Genomic DNA, 22122 nt, shown 5'->3' on the forward strand with positions numbered 1-22122 from the left:
GAAGGAACGAGGGTAGTCAATGCCTGCGATTGGAAGCTCCATGCCCGAGTGTAACTCCGGTTAAATGGATACCCCATTCGTTGCTAATAGTGATATTCATCCGGCGCATGATCTTGCGATCAAGGCTGACGAGGGAGCGCAGCGAGCGCCCGCCCCCTCCTCTGGCCCCAAGGCTTGAATCCGCCCTGGAACCTTCACACTTCCATCAACCGATCAGGTCCGACAGCGCCAGCGCCACCACCTTGGTGGCACGGTTCAGGTCGTTCAGGCGCAGGTTCTCGTCCGAGTTGTGGCCGCGGGCTTCCATCAGCGTGCGCGGGCCGGCGCCGTACAGCACGGTGGGGATGCCGTACTTGGTGTAGTGGCGGGCATCGGTGTAGAGCGGCACGCCTTGCACCGGAATCTCCACGCCGAACACTTCCTCGGCGCGGCCCTTCAGGGCGCCGATCAGCTTTTCCACGCCCGGCAGTTCCGACAGCGGCTCGGCCAGGATGATGCGCTCGACCTTGACCTCGATGCCCGGACGATCCTTGGCAGCCTTCTCGACCACGGCGCGCAGCTCGCCTTCGGCGTCGAAGCCGATTTCCTCGGGGATCATGCGGCGGTCGACGCGGAAGGTCACCAGGTCCGGCACCACGTTGGTGTTGATGCCGCCCTTGATCAGGCCAACGTTCAACGTGGCGGTATCGATGCCCAGCGTCTTCGACTTGCGCGTGGCCAGTTCGGCGCGCAGGCCGTAGATGGCTTGCAGGATGTGGGTGGCGGCCTCGATCGCGTCCACGCCGGTGTGCGGCATGGCGGCGTGGCCTTGCTTGCCCTTGACCGTCACTTCGACGTGCAGGCAGCCGTTGTGGGCCGAGGTGATGCCGTAGGAGAAGCCCGCCGAGATGGCGTAGTCGGGCTTGCTCAGGCCTTGGTCGAGCAGGAACTTGGGACCGATGTCGCCGCCGGTTTCCTCGTCATAAGTGAATTGCAGTTCCAGCGTGCCGTTGAGCTTGGCGCCTTGCTTCTCGGCTTCCATCAGCGCCAGCACGGCGTAGGTGTAGGTGGCGAAGTCCGACTTGGACACGGCCACGCCGCGGCCGTACATGACCGGGCCGTGCTCGCTGTCGGCGATCTCGCCGCCGTACGGGTCCTTGGTCCAGCCCAGGCCCGGGGGCACCACGTCACCGTGCGCGTTCATGGCGATGGTCGGGCCGCCCGTGCCGAAGGTCTTGCGCACCAGCAGGTTGGTGGCGCTGATCATGCCGGCGGCCTTGACCAGTTCGTCCGGCACCTTGTGCGCTTCGACCTTGAAGCCCAGGCCTTCCAGCAGCACCTTGGCGCGCGCGCCGTGCGCGTCGCAGTCGCCCGGCGGGTTATCCGAAGGCACCTTGACCAGTTCGGCCAGGAAGGCTTCCTGCGCGGGGCGCTGGGCGTCGATGTAGTTGGTGAGCGTGGTCTGCAGCGGGTTCACGTTGTCTCTTGCGGTCATGGTTATTCTCGAAAAAGTCTAAGTCTCATCAGGATGACGGATGCGGGCGCTTTACTGCTGCCGCGCGGAGTGCTTGTCGAAATGCTCGACGAAATCGCTGAATACGGCGGCCGCGCTGGCGGCGTCCTCCGCGGTCATGATTTCGGTGGGGTGATGGCTGATGCCACCGTTGCCGCAGCGCACAAAGAGCATCGCCACATCGGCAATGGCCGCGATGGCCATGGCGTCATGGCCGGCGCCGGAAGGCAGGTGCCGCACACGCAGTCCCTGGCGGGCGATGGCATCCGCCCATTGCGTTTGCAGCCAGGGCGCGCATGGCACGCTGACGGCCTCGTGGGTCTTGCGGATCTGCACGCGCACATTGCGGCGGGCGCACACGCGCTCGATTTCCGCCAGCACGTCGTTGACGGCAGCCTCGCGCACAGCGTCTTCGCCGGCACGGATGTCGATGGAGAAGACCGCGCGGCCCGGCACCACATTGGCAGCGCCGTTGGGCACGTTGAACTGGCCGATCGTGCCGACCAGTCCGGGCAGGCCGCCGCAGCGGCGCTCGATGAACAGGCCGACCTCGGCGCCAGCCATGGCGGCGTCGCGGCGCATGTCCATCGGCACGGTGCCGGCGTGGCCGGCCAGCCCTTCCAGCTCCACGATGAAGCGGGTCGCGCCGGAGATCGCGGTCACGACACCCAGCGACAGTCCTTCATTGAGCAGCACCGGGCCTTGTTCGATATGGACTTCCACGAACGCCAGCACCTGCTCGCGCGAATGCGCGGCGGCCGGCAGCCCAGCGGGATCGAAACCTGCCGCGTGCATCACTTCGCGCATGGTCTTGCCCGAATCGTCCACGTTGTCGAGCACATTGGTGTCGAAGGTGCCGGCAATGGCGCGGCTGCCCAGCAGCGTGGCCTTGAAGCGCACGCCCTCTTCCTCGGCAAAGCCCACCACCTCGATAGCGAATGGAAAGCGCTTGCCCTGGCGGTGCCACTCCGCCACGCAGGCGATCGGCAGGATCACGCCGAGGTTGCCGTCATAGCGGCCGCCATCGCGCACGGTGTCGAAGTGCGAGCCGGTGAGCAGCGCGGGCGCATCGGGCGTGGTGCCGTCGTAGCGGCCGATCACGTTGCCGGCGGCGTCGCGGCGCACCGTCATGCCGGCTTCGCGCATCCACTCGGCGAGCTGCGCGGCGGCGCCGTGGTGCGCCTCGGTGAGATAGGTGCGGGTGAGCATGCCGGGCTGCTCGGTGTGGACGGCCAGGGTATCGGCCCAGGCCATGATGCGCGCCCCGGTTTCGGTAGCGGGCTTGAGGGTTGCTGCCATGCGTGTCTCCTGCTGGAAGTGCGCGAATGCGGTGGCGCCGGATCATGCAAGCCCCGCGCCAGCGGCACCGCGCTGGTGCCGGGCCGGTGCCTAGGGAAAGTCCCAGGGGCGCCGCGACTCTCGTTCGAGAGCTCTATTCTGTGCGATTCATGGTAGCACAGTGAATTCAAAAATTGCATACAAAAATGATATGCACTATATTGGCTTCCACGTTACGACAATTCGCTGCGGACAATCCGATCCGGACAGCGAGTTGCGTGGATTCCGCTCCAACAGAAGGGCCAATCCGCGAAGCGCCACAGCCTTCACCCGGCTCTCGCGCCCGGCACGTCAGGCCGGCCTTCCCGCAAGCGGGCAGCCGGTAATTCCTGCAGCAATGACAGGACGCGCCAGCCATAGACCTGGACGTGTCCGCATGGAGACAACGATGCACCCAGCAGCCCCCCTACGGCCCGCTTCCGGCCGCCCCCAGTCCGCTTTCAGCCGCTTTACCCGTTCCCTGTTTGGCCAGGTCTTGATCGCCCTGGTGCTGGGCACCGCACTCGGCCTGTTCTTTCCCGAGTTCGCCGCCAAGCTCAAGCCGCTTGGCGATGCCTTTATCAAGCTGATCAAGATGCTGATTGGCCCGATCGTGTTCTGCGTGGTGGTGGCAGGCATCTGTGGCGCCGGCGAGCTGAAGAAGGTGGGCCGGGTCGGCATCAAGGCGGTGCTGTATTTCGAAGTGGTCACCACCATCGCGCTGGCGCTGGGTATTGCCCTGGCCTATATCTTCCACCCCGGCACCGGCATGAACGTGAACCCGGCCTCGCTCGACGCCTCGGCCATGTCCGCCTACGTGGACACCGCCGCCAAGGTCAAGAGCGCGGGCATGGTGGACTTCCTGCTCAAGCTGATTCCCAGCACGATCATGGGTGCGTTCGCCAGCGGCGACGTGCTGCAGGTCTTGCTGGTTTCGATCCTGTTCGGCTGCGCGCTGTCGCTGGTAGGCGAGCGCGGGCGGCCGCTGGTATCGATGATCGACACCTTTTCGCACACCTTGTTCAAGATGATGGGCTTCATCATCAAGCTGGCGCCGCTGGGCGTGCTGGGCGCGGTGGCCTTCACCGTGGGCAAGTACGGCATCGGCTCGCTCAAGCAGCTCGGTTACCTGGTGGTGGTGTTCTACGGCGCCGTGGCCCTGTTCGTGCTGGTGGTGCTGGGGACCGTGATGCGCCTGTGCGGCTTCTCGGTAATCAAGCTGATCCGCTACCTGCGCGCCGAACTGCTGGTGGTGCTGGGCACCGCGTCGTCCGACAGCGTGCTGCCGCAGATCATGAAGAAGCTTGAGTTCATGGGCATCAAGAAATCGGTGGTGGGCCTGGTGATCCCCACCGGCTACTCCTTCAATCTCGACGCCTTCTCGATCTACCTGACGCTGGCCGCGGTGTTTATCGCCCAGGCCACCAATACGCCGCTGGCGCTGGGCGACCTGCTCGGCATCCTGGCCGTCGCCCTGGTCACGTCCAAGGGCGCGCACGGCATTCCCGGCTCGGCCATCGTGATCCTGGCGGCCACGTTGTCGGCCCACCCTGCGATTCCCGCTATCGGACTGGTGCTGGTGCTGTCGGTCGACTGGTTCATCGGCATCGCCCGTGCCGTCGGCAACCTGATCGGCAACTGCGTGGCAACCGTGGTGGTAGCCGCCTGGGAAAAGGACATCGACCGGGCGCGCGCCCACGATGTGCTCAACGGCAAGATCGACGCCAGCGACCTCGAAGCGGGCTTTGCCCCGGCGCCTCACGGGGCCGCCGCGGCCACCCCCGGGGCATCCCCGCTGCCCGGCGCGGCCGCGGGGCGCTAGAATCTCGGCATTCCTCCCACGAGACGCTGCGCAAGTGCGCAACCATGCCTGAGCATATCGACCCTGCCATGACCGCCGAAGCGATCGCCGAAGACATCGTCGCGGCCATCGTTTCGCACCGCCTGCCGCCTGGCACCAAGCTGCGCGAAGAGGCCCTGGCCAGCGTCTACCGCGTCAGCCGCACCAAGGTGCGCGCGGCGCTGCTGATGCTGTCCAAGGACAAGCTCATCCAGATCGTGCCGGACAAAGGCGCCTTCGTGGCCAAGCCCAGCGCCGAGGAGGCGCGCGAAGTGTTCGCGGTGCGCCGCATCCTGGAGGCGGCCCTGGCGCGCGAGTTCGTGGCGCGCGCCACCGCCGCAGATTACAAGCGCATCGACCGGCACCTCGTCGCCGAGAAAAAGGCGCTGGGCGGCAGCGATGCGCATGTGCGCACCCGCCTGCTCAGCGATTTCCACATCATGCTGGCGGAGGTGGTGGGCAATGGCGTGCTGACGGGCATGCTGCAGGAGTTGTCGTTGCGCAGCGCGGTGATCACCATGCTGTACCAGTCCCGCCGCGACGCCGCCTGCTCCTCGGATGAGCATCGCGAGTTCATCGAGGCGGCCCGCGCAGGCGACACCGAGCGCGCGGTGACGCTGATGGTGGAACACCTGAACCATGTCGAAGCGGCGCTGCATTTCGAGCAGGTCCCCGCCGCGCGCAGCAAGGACCTGGTGACGGCGCTGCTGGCCTGAGCCTGGCATGCCGCGGCGCGCCTGACCTGGCGCTTGACTTGGCACCTGAGCTGGCGTTGACCCAGGTCAAGGCGCGCCACGCGCCTTTGCGCCATCATCGACCTCGTCATGAAGCTGCGGGGGCGCGCTTCATGACACACTGGCCCGTCCATCGCGGACGGCAGCCCGCACGCCGGCCTGGGTGCGGGCTTTTTCTTTTGCGCGCCGCGCGCGCCGCCATTGCCAGATCCGCGCGTGATCGAATCCCGTCTTCGGAGTAGGATGTCGGTGGCCCAGGTCAGAGGCCGCTTAAAAGATAAAGCCAGGAGACAGACAAGACCCGTTCCAGCCGTCCGGTGGCGACGTCCGTGGCATCGCCAGAGCCTGCCCGCGCCATCCTGTTCCCCGCTTTGCCGTCCCTGACGGTCCCGCCATCCGTGCGCCAGCGCGGGCGCGACTGATCTTCCCGCCCGACTCCCGTGCCGGGCCATCCGCTTTCATCATCCAACCCATCCTAGGGAGGGAAACCCATGTCCAACGCGTTCAAAGACGACGTCCTGGCCGGCAAGGTCGTGTTTATCGCCGGCGCCTCGTCCGGCATCAACCTGGGCATCGCCCGGCACTTCGCCACGGCGGGCGCCCGCCTGGCGCTGGTCAGCCGCGACCCCGAGCGCATTGCCGCGGCGGCGGCCAGCATCGTTGATGCCGGCGGCAGCGCTATTGGCATGGCGGCCGATGTGCGCGACTACGCCGCGGTGGAAGCGGCACTCGCGCGCACGCGCGACGAACTCGGCCCGATCGACATCGTGATCTCGGGCGCGGCCGGCAACTTTGTCGCGCCGGCGCTGGGCATGTCCGCCAACGGCTTCAAGACCGTGGTGGACATCGACCTGATCGGCACCTTCAATGTCTTTCGCGCCTGCTTTGCCTTCCTCAATGCGCCGGGCGCCTCGCTGATCGCCATCACCGCGCCGCAGGCGGTCAATGCGATGATGTTCCAGGCCCATGTGTGCGCCGCCAAGGCCGGCATCAATATGCTGGTGAAATGCCTGGCCATGGAATGGGGCCCGGCCGGCGTACGCGTAAACGGCATCTCGCCCGGCCCCATCGCCGGCACCGAAGGCATGGCGCGGCTCGCGCCCACTCCCGAGATGGAGGCGCGCTTCAAGGCACGCCTGGCGCTGCGCGACTACGGCGACAAGGACGATATCGCCAATACTGCGCTGTTCCTGTCCACCGACAACGCACGCTATATCACGGGCACCATCGTCGACTGCGATGGTGGCAGCAAGCTGGGCGACGCGTCGGCCGATGCGCTGCATCCGCCCAAGGCCCCGGGCAAGGCGGCCTGAGCCGCGCAGCTTTCCGCACATTCAAGCACGCATGCATCCGCACAACTACGACAAGGAGACTCCAGTGACATCACCCGTGCTCTATCACGCCGCCGAAGGCGTGGCCACCATCACCCTGAACCGCCCCGACGTGCTCAACGCGCTCAACAGCGCGCTGATGATCGAGCTGCGCGCCGCCGTCGAGCGCGCCGCGCAGGACGAGGCCGTGCGCGCTGTGGTGCTGACCGCCAATGGCCGCGGCTTTTGCGCGGGCGCCGACCTGGCCGGGCGCGAGCCCGGGCTGCAGGATTCGGGCACGCTGCTGCGCGAGCGCTACCACCCGATCATCCTGGCGCTGCGCAATATGCCCAAGCCTGTCATCACCTCGGTCAACGGCGTAGCGGCAGGCGCCGGCGTGAGCCTGGCGCTGGCCGGCGACGTGGTGCTGGCCGCGCGCTCGGCATCGTTCCTGCAGGCGTTCTCCAAGATCGGGCTGGTGCCGGATGCCGGCAGCACTTACTTCCTTCCCCGCTACGCGGGCGAGATGCGGGCACGCGCGCTCGCCATCCTGGCCGAGAAGATCGACGCGGAAGAAGCGCATCGCATCGGCCTGGTGTGGAAGGTGCATGAGGACGACGCCCTTACGGCCGAGACCGCCAAGCTGGCCGCCCACCTGGCGCAGATGCCCACCTTTGCCTACGGCTTGATCAAGGAAGCGCTCAACGCCAGCCTGGAGAGCGACCTGCCGGCGCAGCTCGAGCGCGAGGCCACGCTGCAGTCGCGCGCATCGCGCAGCGAGGACTTCAAGGAAGGCGTGGCGGCGTTCCTGGAAAAGCGCAAGCCGGCCTTCAAGGGCCGCTGACCGGTTTGCTCCCCGTGCCCACTCGTGGGAGCGGGGACGGGGGAGAGGGCGGGCGCTCGCAGAAGCGATCCGTCTCCCGCTATCACCGACTTCGCATCGCACCACGCTTCGAAACCAGGAGACGCGCATCATGCTAGGCCTCATGCAAGACCGTCCGTTGCTGATTTCCTCACTGATCGAGTACGCCGCGCAGTACCACCCGCAGCAGGAGATCGTGTCGCGCACGATCGATGGCGGCACGGTGCGCTCCAACTACGCGCAGGTGCACCGCCGCGCAAAGCGGGTCGCCAGTGCGCTCACCGGGCTCGGCGGACTCGGCGGACTCGGCATCGAGCAAGGCGATCGCGTCGGCACGCTGGCGTGGAACACGCACCGCCACCTGGAGCTGTACTTTGGCGTGTCGGGCGCGGGCGTGGTGCTGCATACCGTCAATCCCCGCCTGTTCCCCGAGCAGATCGACTACATCATCAATCATGCGGAAGACCGCGTGCTCTTCTTCGACCCCTGCTTCGCGCCGCTGGTGGCGCAGCTCGCGCCGCGCCTGTCCACCGTCACGCACTACGTGGCGATGACCGATCGCGCCGGCACCGACGCGCTCGATCTTGCCGGCAAGCTGCCTAACCTGCTGTGCTACGAGGACCTGGTCGAGGCCGGCAGCGAGGACTACGCATGGCCGCAATTCGACGAGCGCACCGCATCGTCGCTTTGCTACACATCGGGCACCACCGGCAACCCCAAGGGCGTGCTGTATTCGCATCGCTCCACCGTGCTGCACAGCCTCAAGGCCTGCGCGTTCGACACCTTCGGCGTCAACGCGGACAGCGCGATCCTGCTGGTCGTGCCGCTGTTCCATGCGAACGCCTGGGGCATGCCCTACGCCTGCGCCATGACGGGCGCCAAGATGGTATTGCCCGCCCAGCACCTGGATGGCGAAAACGTCTACCGCATGCTGCGCGACGAGCGCGTGACCTTCTCCACCGCGGTGCCCACAGTGTGGCTGATGCTGTTCCAGTACCTCGACGCGCATCCCGAGATCGATCCGCGCTCGCTCGGGCTCAAGCTCGCCGGCGTGGGCGGCTCGGCCGCGCCGGCGGCGATGATCGAGCGCTTCGAGCAGCAGTTCGGCGCGCGTTTCGTCCAGGGCTGGGGCATGACGGAGACCAGCCCGATCGGCGTGATCAGCACCTTGCTGCCCAAGCACCAGGCGCTCGGCACGCAGGACCAGTTGAAGATCAAGCTCAAGCAAGGCCGCGCGCTGTGGGGCGTGGACCTGTGCATCGAGGACGACCAGGGCAATGCGCTGCCGCACGACGGCCACGCCTTTGGCCGGCTCAAGGTACGCGGGCCGTGGATCGCCTCCGCCTACTTCAAGGCAGAGCATGACGCGCTCGACGCCGACGGCTGGTTCGACACCGGCGACGTCGCCAATATCGATGCGGATGGCTATGTGCAGCTGGTGGATCGCGCCAAGGATGTGATCAAGTCAGGCGGCGAATGGATCTCCTCCATCGACCTGGAAAACGCCACCATGGGCCATCCCGCCGTGGCGGAAGCCGCCGTCGTGGGCGTGCCGCATCCCAAGTGGCAGGAGCGCCCTCTGCTGGTGGTGGTACGCCGGCCCGGCAAGGACGTGAGCGCCGCCGAACTGCTCGACTATCTCGCGGCGCGCGTCGCCAAATGGTGGGTGCCCGACGACGTCGCCTTTGTCGATTCGCTGCCTCACACCGCCATCGGCAAGCTGCTCAAGGTGAAGCTGCGGGAACAATTCAAGGACTACGTCCTGCCTACAGCGCAGGATCCCAATCAAGCAAGGAGCAACGCAACATGAGCACCAGCAGCGAACGCATCGTCCTGACCATCGAAGACGGCGTGGCCGAGGTCAGGCTCAACCGGCCCGACAAGATGAACGCCCTCGACCCCGCCATGTTCGACGCGCTGATCGACGCCGGCCAGCTTCTCGCGCGCGAGCCGGACTTGCGCGCGGTGGTGCTGTCGGGCGAAGGCCGCGCGTTTTGCGCCGGGCTCGATATGCAGAGCATGGCCGGGCTGGGAGGCGGCCAGGGCGACGCCATCGCCGCAGGCCGGCTCGCGGCGCGCACCCATGGCATCTCCAACCGTCCGCAGTTTGCCTGCATGGTCTGGCGCGAATTGCCGGTGCCGGTGATTGCCGCCGTGCACGGCGTGGCCTTCGGCGGCGGCTTGCAGGTCGCGCTCGGCGCGGACCTGCGCTATGTCACCGCAGACACGCGCCTGTCGGTGATGGAGATCAAGTGGGGGCTGGTGCCCGACATGGCCGGCATGCTGCTGATGCGCGGCCTGGTGCGCCCCGACCGCCTGCGCGAGCTGATCTACAGCGGCCGCATCGTCACCGGCGAAGAAGCATGCGCGCTGGGCCTGGCCACTGCCGTGGTGGACGACCCGCGCGCAGCCGCGCTGGCCACCGCGCGCGATATCGCCGGCCGCAGCCCGGACGCAATCCGCGCCGCCAAGCGATTGATGCAGGTGAGCGAGCACGGCGACGGCGCCGCCATCCTGCTGGCCGAATCGGTCGAGCAGGACCGGCTGATCGGCGGCGCCAACCAGCGTGAAGCAGTGATCGCCAATATGGAAAAGCGGGCACCGACGTTCAAGCCGGCGTCGTAGCGTTGCGTGGCGCCGGGCCGGTTGCTGCGTTGCGTTTTGTGCGCTCAGGCGTGCTGACGCGTTCGTTGGCGCCGCATCCGGCGATAGAGTGCCACGTAGACCGCCAGGTTAAGCGCCAGCACCACGGCCCCGAGCACGATCTGGATCTCGCGTGTGAGGCCCTCGGGATAGATCAGCGCCAGCACGTAGTGCTGTACGAAATCCCCATCATAGGCCTGCTGCCCCGCGCGCAGGCGCAGCGCGCTTTCCAGCGGGGTGAGCGGGCAGATCCACCCGCTCCACTCCACCACCACGCCCCACGCCACTGCCGGCAAGTGCAGCCACGCCATGCGCGGCCAGCGCAGCACCAGCAGACCACCCAGCATCACAAAGAGGATAAAGGCGAGGTGCAACAGGACGATGGCGTCCGCGAGCCAGGCTGCCATCATCGTCCTTGCCGACCGGTCCAGTAGCCCGGCACCGCGAACGCCGCCTTCAGGTGTTCGATAAAAAAGCGGATCTTGGCCGGCACCGGCCGCTGCTGCGGGTACACGGCAAGGATGTCGTAATCCGGCAGCGCGTACTCGTCGAGCACGGTGATCAACTCGCCGCTCTCCAGCTGCGGCAGGATCTCCCAGGTGGAGCGCCAGCCCAGCCCCAGGCTCTCGCCAGTCCAGCGATGCAGCAACTCGCCATCGTTGCAATCGAGGTTGCCGCTCACACGCACCGTGACGGTCTTGCCGTCCTGCTGGAAGTACCAGCCGCGCTGCTGGCCGCCCTGCAGGTTGAAGGCCAGGCAGTTGTGCTGCGCGAGATCGTCCAATGTCTGTGGCACGCCATGGCGCGCGAAATACGCGGGCGTGCCGCACACCACCCGCTTGTTGGTCGCCAGCTTGATGGCAACAAAGTTCGGGTCGATGGCCCCGCCGATGCGGATGCCCACGTCATAGCCCTCGCGCACCAGGTCCACCACGCGATCGGTCAGGTTGAAGGAAATCTGCACCTCGGGATTCGCCGCCAGGAACGCCGGCGCATGCGGCGCCACATGCTTGCGCCCGAACGCCGCCGGCGCCGACACGATCAGGTGGCCGGTCGCCTTGTGCTTGCCTTCGGCGATCAGCATCTCGGCACGGTCTAGGTCTGCCAGCGCCTTCTTGCACTGCTCCATGAATGCCGCGCCCTGCTCCGTCACCACGATGCGCCGCGTCGAGCGGTGCAGCAGCTTCACGCCGATGCGCGCCTCCAGCGCATTGATGCGACGCCCGATCATCACCGGCGTCACCCCTTGCGTCAGCGCGGCGGCAGCCATGCTGCCGTGTTCGACGACGGCGATAAAGGCTTCGATCTGTTTTAGCTTGTCCATGCTGTGTGTCTCCTGGGCGTCATTGTGGCGCATTTGGAGGCGGGGGGCATGTGCTGGGGGCTATGGGGGCGATTTGGGTGGGGGTATGAGTGGGGCTGCATTTTTTGCCGTGGGTGGCACAGTCGTTGGCGATGGCGCATGTGGCATGCGTGACCAGGCAAGTACTGCCCTGAATCAAGCGCTCAGGCCATTCATCACTGCACTCACCTGCCCGCGCGCACCGCGGGCCGCCCTCGCGGCATCGCTTGCGCGCAGTGCCGCACCTCCTTGCTGAACTCGGCGCAGGCGTGGGTCATCAGGTCTTCCGAGCGGTAAACGAGGAACACGCGGAACTCGGGGAGTTCGTCGCTGATCGGCAGCCGTGCCAGTGACGAAGGATCGAGCCGCAGCGGGCCGGTGCCGTCGAACACGAAGTCCGACCACATGCTGATCAGGTCGGTGCGCGTGGCGAGTTGCAGGCCGAGCAGGTTGGAGGCGCTCTGCACCACGCGCTTGGGCATGTCGAGCCGGTGCAGGCGCATCAGGCTGGCGAGCGGGCTGCCGGGGTCGTCGAGCGGGTCGAGCACGAGCCAGTCGGCGTCGAGCAGGGGACGCAGCCGGCGTACCCGCCGCAGCGGATGGCCGGCGCGCACCGCCAGCGACATGCCGGTGGAAAACAGCGGTTCCCACTGAAACGCGCCGGTGCCGGGGCCGCTGTTGGTCGAGATCAGGCCGAGGTCGAGCCGGCCCTCGCGCAGCCCTTCGAGGATCTGTTGCGGGCGCAGCTCGAAGCCGCGCATGGCGACGTTGGGGAAGCGCTTGCGAAAGGCGGCCATGGCGTCGGGCAGCGGGCCGCTGGAGGCCACCGCGGTGAAGCCGATGTTGAGCTGCGCGTCGGCGTGGCCGCGGATGGCTTCGATGTCTTCCAGCGCATGCCGCAGTTCCTGCTCGACCAGGCTGGCGCGCTTGACCAGCGCCACGCCGTAGGCGGTGAGGCTGATGCCGCGCACAGAGCGCGACATCAGCGTGACGCCGAGCTCGCGTTCCAGTTCGGCAATCGCTTTGGACAGCGCCGGCTGCGACACATGGAGGCTGCGCGAGGCTTCGTGGATGCTGCCGTGCTGGGCCACCGCCAGCAGGATGCGTAGTTGCTGCAGCTTCATCTTTGGCTTTTCCTTTTCGGGTTTTCCCGGACGCCCCGCAACGGTGCGGCCCGCCCCGGCGCCGTGCGCGAGCGCCGTTGGCGGCACTGCCGCGCGTACCCGGCCCTGCGCCGCGAATGTCCCATGGCACAAGGGTTCTCGGTACTTGTACCGATAGCGGCGCAGTCCTGGTTATGACGGCGATGCCATTTGGTTATCAAGATGAAAATATATGATTTTTGGCTTGCTGTGTTTGCCTCAATACTTCATCGCCAGGGAGTCCCCACCTTCCCCGCGATGGATGCCAGGCAACCGCCGGCCTCCACGCCCCACCCCCCTCAACCAGTTCGTGGAGAAACCGACATGAACGATGCCACCCTGCCTGCGGCGCCCTCGCTGGCCCCTTCCCAGGCCGCGCCCGCAAGCCCGGCGCGCCAGAGCCAGTCCCGCCTGATCGCCGCGTGCTCGATCGGCAATGCGCTGGAAATGTACGACTTCACCGTCTACAGCTTCTTCGCGCTGCTGATCGGCAAGCTGTTCTTTCCGTCCGACAGCGCATATGGCTCGCTGCTGCTGGCGGTGGCGACCTTCGGTATCGGCTTCGTGATGCGGCCGCTGGGCGGCTTCGTGATCGGCAATTACGCTGACCGCCATGGCCGCAAGGCGGCGATGACGCTGACCATCGGCCTGATGGTCATTGGCACGATGTGCCTGGCCTTCGCCCCGACCTACGCGTTCGCTGGCTTGTTCGGGCCGGTGATGATCGTGGCCGGGCGCCTGCTGCAGGGCTTTTCCCTGGGTGGCGAGATTGGCGCTTCCACCGCCATGCTGATGGAGGGCGGCGGCCTCAAGGGCCGTGGCTTTCGCGTCAGCTGGCAGCTCGGCAGCCAGGGCATCGCGGCGACGCTGGGCGCGCTTACGGCAGCCATCCTTTATGGCGTGCTGCCGCAGGCTTCGCTGGAAAGCTGGGGCTGGCGCGTGCCCTTCGTGCTGGGCCTGCTGATCGCGCCGGTGGGGCTGTATATCCGCGCTCACCTGGACGAGACGCACACCGCCGAGGCGCATGCGCCGAGCCCGCTCGGCACGCTGTTCCGCGAGCATGGCGGCACCGTGGTCAAGGGCATCCTGACCATTATCGGCGGCACGGTCGCCACCTATCTGGTGGTGTATTTCATGCCCACCTACATGATCCGCGAACTGCATCTGCCGCCGTCGTTGTCGCTGCTGTCGGGCTGCGTGACGGGTGTGGTGTGCCTGATGATGTCGCTGGTGGCCGGCACCCTGGCCGACCGCCTGCCGCGCCGCAAGCCGCTGGTGCTGGGCTCGATGGCCTTTACGCTGGTGTGCCTCTATCCGGCGTTCTGGCTGATGACCCATTACCCGAGCGTGCCGCTGGTGCTGTCGCTGTCCGCTCTGCTGACCGCCAGTGTCTACCTGGGCTCCACGCCGATGCTGCTGATGATGATGGAACTCCTGCCGGCCAACGTGCGCGCCAGCGGCCTGTCGGTGATCTACGCGGTGGGCGTAACGGTGTTCGGCGGCTCCTGCCAGTTCATCGTCACCTGGATGCTGGCCAAGACCGGCAACCCGATGGCGCCCGCCTTCTACATGATGGCCTGCGGTGCCGTGACCATCCTGGCAGTGCTGACGATCCGCGAAAACCAGGAGCATTGAGCGCTCCCTCCTCGACCTGGCCAGCCTGGCCAACTTGCAGCAAAGGATAAAGACATGACCCGCGAACCTACCCTGACGCCCTTCCAGTTGCTGCCGCACCTGCTGCCGGCGATCCAGATCGATGCCGAGACCTTTATCGGCATCCGCCGCCAGATCCACGCCCAGCCCGAACTCGGCTTCGAGGTCGGCGCCACCAGCAAGCTGGTGGCCACCCTGCTGGAGAGCTGGGGCTACGAGGTGCACACCGGCATCGGCAAGAGCGGCGTGGTGGGGCAGTTGAAGCTGGGCAACGGCAAGCGCCGCCTGGGCATCCGTGCCGACATGGATGCGTTGCCTGTCGTCGAGGCTACGGGCCTGCCGTACGCCAGCAAGGTCCCCGGCAAGATGCATGCGTGCGGCCACGACGGCCACACCGCCATCCTGCTGGCCGCCGCCAAGGCGCTGGCGGACAGCCGCGATTTCGACGGCACCCTCAACCTGATCTTCCAGCCCGACGAGGAAAACCTCTGCGGCGCGCGCGCGATGATCGAGGATGGCCTGTTCGAGCGTTTCCCGTGCGATGCCGTGTTCGCCTTGCACAACATGCCGGGCGTGCCGGCCGGCACCTTCCGCGCGCTGCCCGGCCCGGTGAGCCTGTCGTCCGACGTGGCCGACGTGACCGTCAAGGGCGTGGGCGGGCACGGCGCCATGCCGCACCGCGCGCGCGATCCGATCGCGGCGTCGGCGGCCATCGTCACCGCGCTGCAAACGGTGGTGGCACGCAATGTGGCGCCCGACGATACGGCGGTGCTGTCGGTGGGCTTTATCCGTGGCGGCGCAACGCACAACGTGATTCCGGAATCGGTCACGCTGGGCCTGAACGTACGCGCCGCGCGCCCTGAGACGCGCGCGCTGGTGGAGCAGCGCATCCGCGAGATCGTCAGCCTGACCGCGCAGGCGCACGGCGTGGAAGCGCACATCGACTATCGCCAGCTGACGCCGCCGATGGTCAACACGGAGGCCGAAACAACGCTGGCGCAGCAGGTTTGCGCGGAGCTGGTCGGCGCCGACAAAGTCGTGACGCAAGCGCCCAAGGGCCTGAACGGCAGCGAGGACTTTGCGTGGATGCTGAACGAGGTGCCGGGTTGCTACCTGATCCTGGGCAACGGCGAAGGCGAGTTCGGCGGCTGCATGGTGCACAACCCGGGCTACGACTTCAACGACCAGGTGCTGCCGCTGGGCGCGGCTTGCTGGGTCCGGCTGGCGCAGACTTACCTGGCTGGCTGAGACAGCGTGGGCGGACCCGCTGCTGCGTGGTCCGCGTCCGCCGCGGCATCCTCCTCTCGCGATGTCGCGCCTGCATCCGCGAGCGCGCTCGCCTGGAGGACTTCGGGCGGAACCGGCGCCGGCGACGGTACTGCGGGTGCGGGCGCTGTAACGGGTACGGCAGTTGCCACCGCCGATGCTGCCGCGGGCGGCATCGGCGCCCTCCCCAGTTGCGCGCTGATCTCCGCCGCTTCGCCCAGCACATAGGCAAGCCGGCGCAGCGGCCGGCTGACCTGCAGCTGCAGGTAGACCGCCAGCGCGGCGCCCGACACAAAGACAAGGCCGTACAGCGAGAGCAGCGGCAGCAGGCTGGCACCCTTGCGCGGCAATTCGAACAGGCCCGTGACCAGCATCAGCGCGGCCGGGCTCACCGCGATCAGCAAGCCGATCGTCTTCGCCATGCCCTCCCACATCCGCAGTTGCACCTCCACGCGCCGGGCCCTTGCGCGCAGCGCCTGGGCGGGGACCCGTGCCAGCGAGCGCAGCAGCGCGCTCTCCGCTTCATCGTGCCGGTCGACCTGGTCGGCCAACGCGCCAAGCGGATCGCGCAACCTGCGCGCGAGCGCCGGCAGGTGCGTCAGCAGCAGCGCCCCCAGCCCGGCCACGCTGCCGCCCAGCAGTACGTAGACGAGTCGCGCCATCCATGGCGCGGGTGAGTGCCGGAGCTGGTACTTGGTGTAAAGCACCGCGCCGGTCACCAGCAGCGCGGCCAGCGAACAGGTCCAGAACAACCCCAGCAAACCGCGCTGCAGCCGCATCAGCCGCGTGGCGGCCGGTGGCAGGCCGGTGGCATCGGCGCTATTGGCGCTATTGGCGCTATTGGCGACATTGGCGACATTGGCGACATTGGCGGTATGGGATACGGCGGGCGGCTTCCGCTTGAGCGCGTCGAGCAATTCGCGGGTGGGAGGGAGCCTGGTCAGCATGGTGGTTCAGATGGCAATGGGATTCCTGCGCGGTGTCCGGGCACTGGCGCAATACCCGCACATTGTCGCCATTTAGCGCGCTGCGGGGGGCGTGCCGGGGCCGCTGGCCGGCCTTTTCCAGCAATTTGCCACGTATCGTTGCCGTCACACAACGTATAGCAATGGCGTGCGCCAGAGCGGGCTGGGTGACCGTGTCTTCTGCGCCCGCCACCCTCATTCGATATCAGAGGTATCGAATCAACTGATCTCCCTTCCCTTTATCCCGCACCGCTTGCGGGAATAGCATGGACTCCAACAGCAATTCAATGCCATTCACAAAACATTGCAGCAACATTGGAGACAGACATGCCCAAGATGAGAGCAGTTGACGCGGCCATCGCCGTTCTGGAAAAAGAAGGTATCACCACCGCGTTCGGCGTGCCAGGCGCCGCCATCAACCCGTTCTACTCGGCCATGCGCCGGGCCGGCACCATCGACCATTTCCTGGCCCGCCACGTGGAAGGCGCCTCGCATATGGCCGAAGGCTACACCCGCGCCGAGGCCGGCAATATCGGCGTGTGCATCGGCACCTCGGGCCCGGCCGGCACCGACATGATCACCGGCCTGTACTCGGCCTGGGCTGACTCCATCCCCATTCTCTGCATCACCGGCCAGGCGCCGCGTGCGCGCTTGTACAAGGAAGACTTCCAGGCCGTCGATATCGAATCGATCGCCAAGCCGGTGACCAAGTGGGCCGTGACCGTGCGCGAGCCGGCGCTGGTGCCGCAAGTGTTCCAGCAAGCCTTCCACCTGATGCGCTCGGGCCGCCCGGGTCCGGTGCTGATCGACCTGCCCTTCGACGTGCAAGTGGCCGAGATCGAGTTCGATCCGGAAACCTACCAGCCGCTCGCCCCGTACAAGCCGTCCGCCTCTCGCCCGCAGATCGAGAAGGCCATCGCCATGCTCAACGCAGCCGAGCGCCCGCTGATCGTGTGCGGCGGCGGCGTGATCAACGCCGACGCGGCCGACCTGCTGGTGGAATTCGCCGAACTGGTCAACGTGCCGGTGGTCCCCACGCTGATGGGCTGGGGCGTGCTGGCCGACGACCATCCGCTGCAAGCCGGCATGGTGGGCCTGCAGACTTCGCACCGCTATGGCAACGCCACGATGCTGGCATCGGACTTCGTGCTCGGCATCGGCAACCGTTGGGCCAACCGCCACACCGGCAGCGTCGATGTCTACACCAAGGGCCGCAAGTTCGTGCACGTGGATATCGAGCCCACCCAGATCGGCCGCGTGTTCGGCCCCGACCTGGGCATCGTGTCCGACGCCAAGCTCGCGCTGGAGCAGTTCGTGGAAGTGGCGCGCGAAATGAAGATGGCCGGCCGCCTGCCGTGCCGCAAGAGCTGGGTGGCGGACGTGCAGAAGCGCCGCCGCACCATGCAGCGCAAGAGCGACTTCGACAACGTGCCGGTCAAGCCGCAGCGCGTGTACCGCGAGATGAACCAGTACTTCCCGCGCGATGTCCGCTACGTGTCCACCATCGGCCTGTCGCAGATCGCCGCCGCGCAGTTCCTGTCGGTCAACGAGCCGCGCCACTGGATCAACTGCGGCCAGGCCGGCCCGCTGGGCTGGACCATTCCCGCCGCGATCGGCGTGAAGGTGGCTTCGCCGGAATCGGATGTGGTGGCCATCTCGGGCGACTACGACTTCCAGTTCATGATCGAAGAGCTGGCCGTGGCCGCGCAGTTCAAGGTGCCGTACATCCACCTGGTGGTGAACAACTCCTACCTCGGGCTGATCCGCCAGGCGCAGCGCAATTTCGAGATGGACTACTGCGTGCAGCTGGCCTTCGACAACGTCAACTCGCCCGAGTTGAACGGCTACGGCGTGGACCATGTGAAGGTGGTGGAAGGCCTGGGCTGCAAGGCGATCCGCGTGTTCAAGCCGGAAGACATCGCGCCGGCCTTTGCCGAAGCACGCGACCTGATGGCCGAGTTCTCGGTGCCGGTGGTGGTTGAAGTGATCCTGGAACGCGTGACCAATATCGCGATGGGCACCGAGATCGACAACATCAACGAGTTCGAGCCGATCGAAGACATCGAGGAAGCCATCCTCAAGGAAGAAGTGGAAACGGCGTAAGCATCAGCAGGCTGACAAGCGCGGGCCATGAGCCCGCGCGCATTCTGCAATCTTTACCGCTGCATTAGCGCGCCCCCAATCACCGCATCCGCGCGAGCGGAAAACACAAGACAAGTCACCCGGAGACTTCAATGCCAAAGCTTGCCGCCAACCTGACCATGCTGTTCAACGAAGTGGCCTTCCTCGACCGCTTTGAAGCCGCCGCGCGCGCGGGCTTCCGCGGCGTGGAGTTCCTCTTCCCCTACGCCTTCCACGCGGACCAGATCGCCGACCGACTCAACCGCTTCCAGCTCGACCTGGTGCTGCACAACCTGCCGGCGGGCAAGTGGGAAGCGGGCGAGCGCGGCATCGCCTGCCACCCGGACCGCGTGAGTGAATTCCAGGACGGCGTGGGCGAGGCGATCAAGTACGCCAAGGTGCTGGGCGTGCGCCAGCTCAACTGCCTGGTCGGCATCCAGCCGCAGAACGTCAAGCGTGAACAGGCACAGGAAACGCTGGTGGATAACCTGCGCTTCGCTTCGCAGGCGCTCGCCGCCGAGCAGATCGATCTGCTGGTCGAGCCGATCAACACCTTTGATATTCCCGGCTTTTTCCTGTCGCGCACGCAGCAGGCGCTGGACCTGATCGCACAGGTCAACGCCCCCAACCTCTACGTGCAGTACGACATCTATCACATGCAGCGCATGGAAGGCGAAATCGCCGCCACGCTGAAAGCTAACCTGCCGAAGATCAAGCACGTGCAGCTGGCTGACAACCCGGGGCGCAATGAACCGGGCACCGGCGAGCTGAACTACCACTTCCTGTTCCAGTGGCTCGACCAGATCGGCTACGACGGCTGGGTCGGCTGCGAGTACAAGCCGCGCACGACCACCACGGAAGGACTGGGCTGGCGCGCTGAACACGGCGTGCAGTAATTCCTTTGAGCCGCTGTTCATGCTGCGTGCGCACGGCGCTTGTTTGCTCCCCTCTCCCGCGCGGCGGGAGGGGGGAGCAACAGCCGGTCGTCATGGCAGGCGGCGCTGGCGCATCCGGTGGCTTCGCTCAACGCCCCAAACATCAACAAAACAGATTTCAACATCCCATCAAGGAGACATCACATGGCAAACCAACGCAACGTCGGCTTTATCGGCCTGGGCATCATGGGCGCACCGATGGCGGGCCACCTGCGCGCGGCCGGCCACACGCTGTTCGTGCATGACGTCAACCCCGCTCCGCAAGTGCTGGTCGATGCCGGCGTCACGGTCTGCACCAGCGCCGAGGAAGTCGCCAAGCGCGCGGACATCATCGTGATCATGGTGCCGGACACCCCGCACGTGGAAGCCGTGCTGTTCGCCGAGAAGGGCGTGGCCGCCGCGCTCAAGAGCGCCGGCAAGGAAGCCGCGCACGGCAAGATCGTGGTCGACATGAGCTCGATCTCGCCGATCGCCACCAAGGACTTCGCCGCACGCGTCAACAAGCTGGGCGCCGCCTACCTGGACGCACCGGTCTCCGGCGGCGAAGTGGGCGCCAAGGCCGCATCGCTGACCATCATGGTCGGCGGCCCGCAAGAATCGTTCGACGAGGTCAAGCCGCTGTTCGACCTGATGGGCAAGAACGTGACGCTGGTCGGCGGCAACGGCGACGGCCAGACCACCAAGGTGGCCAACCAGATCATCGTGGCGCTGAATATCCAGGCCGTGTCCGAAGCGCTGCTGTTCGCCTCCAAGGCGGGCGCGGATCCGGCGCGCGTGCGCCAGGCGCTGATGGGCGGCTTCGCCGCTTCGCGCATCCTGGAAGTGCATGGCGAGCGCATGGTCAAGCGTACCTTCGATCCGGGCTTTCGCATCGAGCTGCACCAGAAGGACCTGAACCTGGCGCTGCAAGGCGCGAAGGCGCTGGGCGTGGCACTGCCCAACACCGCCACCGCGCAGGAGCTGTTCAACACCTGCGCCGCCAATGGCCTGGGCAAGCAAGACCACTCGGCACTGTGCCGCGCCATCGAGATCATGTCGAACCATGAGATCGCCAAGGGCGGCGCCAAGTAAGCAGCACCATCACGGCCTGCCTGCATAGGCAGGCCAGCGTCATTCCCCGGCCGTTCGCGGCCGGGGCGCAGCACTTCCGGATCCAGTCATGTACGCCACCGATTCCCACTCCACCTTGTTGGTGCCTGCCCGCCCCGCCGGACTCACCGATCCGCGCGCCCTGCTGCGCGACCTGTTCGATACCGCGGTTGCCGCGGTCAGCGCCAGCCATTGCCTGCCGCCGCAACTGCCCACGCCGCCCAAGGGCCGCACGGTGGTGATCGGTGCCGGCAAGGCCGCCGCCGCCATGGCGCAGGCTGTGGAGGCGCACTGGCAAGGCGAGATCTCCGGACTGGTTGTTACGCGCTATGGACATGGCGCGCCGTGCCAGCGCATCGAGGTAGTGGAAGCCGCGCACCCGGTGCCCGACGAAGCCGGGCAGCGCGCCGCGCAGCGCATGGTGGAACTGGTCAAGGGCCTCACCGCCGATGACCTGGTGCTGTGCCTGATCTCCGGCGGCGGCTCCGCGCTGCTGGCCGCACCGACCGACGGCTTAACGCTTGCCGACAAGCAGGCCGTGAACAAAGCGCTGCTAAAGAGCGGCGCCAACATCGGCGAGATGAACTGCGTGCGCAAGCACCTGTCGGCGCTCAAGGGCGGCCGGCTGGCATTGCACTGCGCGCCGGCCCGCGTCGAGACGCTGTTGATTTCCGATATCCCCGGTGACGATCCCACGTTGATCGCCAGCGGCCCGACCCTGCCCGACGCCACCACCTGCGCCGACGCGCTGGCGGTGATCGCGAAGTACGGCATCGAAGTGCCCGCCAATGTGCGCGCCCACCTGGAGAGCGGCGCGGGCGAAACGCCCAAGCCCGGCGATGCGCGTTTCAACGGCCATCGCAGCGTCACGCTCGCCACCGCGCAGCAATCGCTGGAAGCCGCGGCAGCGCGTGCGCGCGAGCTGGGCGTTGAAGCCCACATCCTGTCCGACAGCATCGAAGGCGAGTCGCGCGATGTGGCACTGGTGCATGCCGCCATCGCGCGCCAGGTCGCGCAGCATGGCCAGCCGTTCAGGAAGCCCTGCGTGATCCTGTCCGGTGGCGAGACCACGGTGACGGTGCGCGGCAGCGGCCGCGGCGGGCGCAATGCCGAATTTCTGCTGGCGCTCGCGGTCGCACTGGACGGGCTGCCGGGCGTGCATGCCATTGCCTGCGACACCGACGGCATCGACGGCTCCGAAGACAACGCCGGCGCGCTGCTAGCGCCCGATACGCTGACCCGTGCCGCGGCACGCGGACTGTCCGCACGCGCGCACCTCGGCAACAACGACGGCTATGGTTTCTTCGCCGGCCTGGACGACCTGATCGTCACCGGCCCGACCCGTACCAACGTGAATGATTTCCGCGCCATCCTGATTGTGTAAGTGTGTAAGCCACGTGTTTGAACAAAG

The 22122-nt window shown here is 66.8% G+C and carries 18 protein-coding genes; 12 read left to right on the plus strand and 6 right to left on the minus strand.

Annotation, left to right across the window (positions count from 1 at the left end):
• Positions 1 to 205 precede the first annotated feature (205 nt).
• Together ACGLHR_RS35435 and ACGLHR_RS35440 are read right to left on the minus strand one after the other, a co-directional pair.
• Positions 206 to 1474, minus strand: coding sequence for a M20/M25/M40 family metallo-hydrolase (locus ACGLHR_RS35435; protein WP_150992545.1), 1269 nt, complete (start codon positions 1472 to 1474; stop codon positions 206 to 208).
• A gap of 51 nt (positions 1475 to 1525) precedes the next feature.
• Positions 1526 to 2791, minus strand: a complete 1266-nt coding sequence (locus ACGLHR_RS35440; RefSeq protein WP_400099772.1) for an allantoate amidohydrolase — start codon at positions 2789 to 2791, stop codon at positions 1526 to 1528.
• A gap of 427 nt (positions 2792 to 3218) precedes the next feature.
• Between ACGLHR_RS35440 and ACGLHR_RS35445 the strand changes: the two genes are divergently transcribed.
• The 6 genes from ACGLHR_RS35445 to ACGLHR_RS35470 all read left to right on the plus strand — a co-directional run bounded on the left by ACGLHR_RS35445 (position 3219) and on the right by ACGLHR_RS35470 (position 10180).
• The gene (locus ACGLHR_RS35445) at positions 3219 to 4631 is read left to right on the plus strand and encodes a C4-dicarboxylate transporter DctA (protein ID WP_400099774.1); all 1413 of its coding nucleotides are present in this window, start codon (positions 3219 to 3221) and stop codon (positions 4629 to 4631) included.
• A gap of 44 nt (positions 4632 to 4675) precedes the next feature.
• Positions 4676 to 5365, plus strand: a complete 690-nt coding sequence (locus tag ACGLHR_RS35450) for a GntR family transcriptional regulator (protein ID WP_267604696.1) — start codon at positions 4676 to 4678, stop codon at positions 5363 to 5365.
• Between the two features lie 509 nt (positions 5366 to 5874).
• A complete protein-coding gene (locus ACGLHR_RS35455) occupies positions 5875 to 6696 on the plus strand; it encodes an SDR family oxidoreductase (RefSeq protein WP_400099776.1) in 822 nt (273 codons plus the stop codon).
• Between the two features lie 64 nt (positions 6697 to 6760).
• Entirely contained in the window at positions 6761 to 7537 is a 777-nt protein-coding gene (locus tag ACGLHR_RS35460) for an enoyl-CoA hydratase-related protein (RefSeq protein WP_400099778.1), read from the plus strand.
• A gap of 130 nt (positions 7538 to 7667) precedes the next feature.
• A complete protein-coding gene (locus tag ACGLHR_RS35465) occupies positions 7668 to 9365 on the plus strand; it encodes a long-chain-fatty-acid--CoA ligase (RefSeq protein WP_400099780.1) in 1698 nt (565 codons plus the stop codon).
• Positions 9362 to 10180, plus strand: coding sequence for a crotonase/enoyl-CoA hydratase family protein (locus ACGLHR_RS35470; protein ID WP_400099782.1), 819 nt, complete (start codon positions 9362 to 9364; stop codon positions 10178 to 10180). The genes ACGLHR_RS35465 and ACGLHR_RS35470 overlap by 4 nt, the downstream gene beginning before the upstream one ends.
• A 44-nt stretch (positions 10181 to 10224) precedes the next feature.
• Here the strand turns inward: ACGLHR_RS35470 and ACGLHR_RS35475 are convergent, their stop codons facing one another.
• From ACGLHR_RS35475 to ACGLHR_RS35485, 3 genes are all read right to left on the minus strand, one after another.
• The gene (locus ACGLHR_RS35475; RefSeq protein WP_318231787.1) at positions 10225 to 10608 is read right to left on the minus strand and encodes a DUF2784 domain-containing protein; all 384 of its coding nucleotides are present in this window, start codon (positions 10606 to 10608) and stop codon (positions 10225 to 10227) included.
• Positions 10605 to 11522, minus strand: coding sequence for a LysR family transcriptional regulator (locus tag ACGLHR_RS35480; RefSeq protein ID WP_318231788.1), 918 nt, complete (start codon positions 11520 to 11522; stop codon positions 10605 to 10607). Before ACGLHR_RS35480 ends, ACGLHR_RS35475 begins: the two co-directional genes overlap by 4 nt.
• 203 nt (positions 11523 to 11725) lie before the next feature.
• On the minus strand, positions 11726 to 12664 hold the full coding sequence (locus ACGLHR_RS35485; RefSeq protein ID WP_400099784.1) for a LysR family transcriptional regulator: 939 nt from the start codon (positions 12662 to 12664) through the stop codon (positions 11726 to 11728).
• A gap of 342 nt (positions 12665 to 13006) precedes the next feature.
• Between ACGLHR_RS35485 and ACGLHR_RS35490 the strand changes: the two genes are divergently transcribed.
• Both ACGLHR_RS35490 and ACGLHR_RS35495 read left to right on the plus strand, forming a co-directional pair.
• A complete protein-coding gene (locus ACGLHR_RS35490) occupies positions 13007 to 14317 on the plus strand; it encodes an MFS transporter (RefSeq protein WP_400099786.1) in 1311 nt (436 codons plus the stop codon).
• Positions 14318 to 14371: 54 nt separating this feature from the next.
• Positions 14372 to 15583, plus strand: coding sequence for a M20 aminoacylase family protein (locus ACGLHR_RS35495; RefSeq protein ID WP_400099788.1), 1212 nt, complete (start codon positions 14372 to 14374; stop codon positions 15581 to 15583).
• On the opposite strand, the gene ACGLHR_RS35500 is transcribed toward ACGLHR_RS35495, so the two are convergent.
• Complete coding sequence (locus tag ACGLHR_RS35500; RefSeq protein WP_400099789.1) at positions 15568 to 16548, minus strand: hypothetical protein; 981 nt, start codon at positions 16546 to 16548, stop codon at positions 15568 to 15570. The two genes, ACGLHR_RS35495 and ACGLHR_RS35500, sit on opposite strands and share 16 nt — an antisense overlap.
• A gap of 345 nt (positions 16549 to 16893) precedes the next feature.
• Here ACGLHR_RS35500 and gcl point away from each other — a divergent pair, with 345 nt between their 5' ends.
• From gcl to ACGLHR_RS35520, 4 genes are all read left to right on the plus strand, one after another.
• The gene (gene gcl, locus ACGLHR_RS35505; protein WP_400099791.1) at positions 16894 to 18669 is read left to right on the plus strand and encodes a glyoxylate carboligase; all 1776 of its coding nucleotides are present in this window, start codon (positions 16894 to 16896) and stop codon (positions 18667 to 18669) included.
• A gap of 131 nt (positions 18670 to 18800) precedes the next feature.
• On the plus strand, positions 18801 to 19583 hold the full coding sequence (gene hyi / locus ACGLHR_RS35510; RefSeq protein ID WP_400099793.1) for a hydroxypyruvate isomerase: 783 nt from the start codon (positions 18801 to 18803) through the stop codon (positions 19581 to 19583).
• Between the two features lie 183 nt (positions 19584 to 19766).
• Entirely contained in the window at positions 19767 to 20693 is a 927-nt protein-coding gene (gene glxR, locus ACGLHR_RS35515) for a 2-hydroxy-3-oxopropionate reductase (protein WP_318231795.1), read from the plus strand.
• Between the two features lie 88 nt (positions 20694 to 20781).
• The gene (locus ACGLHR_RS35520; protein WP_400099795.1) at positions 20782 to 22095 is read left to right on the plus strand and encodes a glycerate kinase; all 1314 of its coding nucleotides are present in this window, start codon (positions 20782 to 20784) and stop codon (positions 22093 to 22095) included.
• Positions 22096 to 22122: the final 27 nt, after the last annotated feature.

The organism is Cupriavidus sp. CuC1 (assembly GCF_044627735.1).
Lineage (GTDB): Bacteria > Pseudomonadota > Gammaproteobacteria > Burkholderiales > Burkholderiaceae > Cupriavidus > Cupriavidus ulmosensis.

What these genes read in the sequence shown, in the direction of transcription:
- ACGLHR_RS35455 (WP_400099776.1), top strand. Translation starts at nt 5,875, where the DNA reads ATGTCCAACGCGTTCAAAGACGACGTCCTGGCCGGCAAGGTCGTGTTT.
- ACGLHR_RS35445 (WP_400099774.1), top strand. Translation starts at nt 3,219, where the DNA reads ATGCACCCAGCAGCCCCCCTACGGCCCGCTTCCGGCCGCCCCCAGTCC.
- ACGLHR_RS35450 (WP_267604696.1), top strand. Translation starts at nt 4,676, where the DNA reads ATGCCTGAGCATATCGACCCTGCCATGACCGCCGAAGCGATCGCCGAA.
- ACGLHR_RS35495 (WP_400099788.1), top strand. Translation starts at nt 14,372, where the DNA reads ATGACCCGCGAACCTACCCTGACGCCCTTCCAGTTGCTGCCGCACCTG.
- gcl (WP_400099791.1), top strand. Translation starts at nt 16,894, where the DNA reads ATGCCCAAGATGAGAGCAGTTGACGCGGCCATCGCCGTTCTGGAAAAA.
- glxR (WP_318231795.1), top strand. Translation starts at nt 19,767, where the DNA reads ATGGCAAACCAACGCAACGTCGGCTTTATCGGCCTGGGCATCATGGGC.
- ACGLHR_RS35435 (WP_150992545.1), bottom strand. Translation starts at nt 1,474, where the DNA reads ATGACCGCAAGAGACAACGTGAACCCGCTGCAGACCACGCTCACCAAC.
- ACGLHR_RS35465 (WP_400099780.1), top strand. Translation starts at nt 7,668, where the DNA reads ATGCTAGGCCTCATGCAAGACCGTCCGTTGCTGATTTCCTCACTGATC.
- ACGLHR_RS35470 (WP_400099782.1), top strand. Translation starts at nt 9,362, where the DNA reads ATGAGCACCAGCAGCGAACGCATCGTCCTGACCATCGAAGACGGCGTG.
- hyi (WP_400099793.1), top strand. Translation starts at nt 18,801, where the DNA reads ATGCCAAAGCTTGCCGCCAACCTGACCATGCTGTTCAACGAAGTGGCC.
- ACGLHR_RS35480 (WP_318231788.1), bottom strand. Translation starts at nt 11,522, where the DNA reads ATGGACAAGCTAAAACAGATCGAAGCCTTTATCGCCGTCGTCGAACAC.
- ACGLHR_RS35440 (WP_400099772.1), bottom strand. Translation starts at nt 2,791, where the DNA reads ATGGCAGCAACCCTCAAGCCCGCTACCGAAACCGGGGCGCGCATCATG.
- ACGLHR_RS35500 (WP_400099789.1), bottom strand. Translation starts at nt 16,548, where the DNA reads ATGCTGACCAGGCTCCCTCCCACCCGCGAATTGCTCGACGCGCTCAAG.
- ACGLHR_RS35520 (WP_400099795.1), top strand. Translation starts at nt 20,782, where the DNA reads ATGTACGCCACCGATTCCCACTCCACCTTGTTGGTGCCTGCCCGCCCC.
- ACGLHR_RS35475 (WP_318231787.1), bottom strand. Translation starts at nt 10,608, where the DNA reads ATGATGGCAGCCTGGCTCGCGGACGCCATCGTCCTGTTGCACCTCGCC.
- ACGLHR_RS35485 (WP_400099784.1), bottom strand. Translation starts at nt 12,664, where the DNA reads ATGAAGCTGCAGCAACTACGCATCCTGCTGGCGGTGGCCCAGCACGGC.
- ACGLHR_RS35490 (WP_400099786.1), top strand. Translation starts at nt 13,007, where the DNA reads ATGAACGATGCCACCCTGCCTGCGGCGCCCTCGCTGGCCCCTTCCCAG.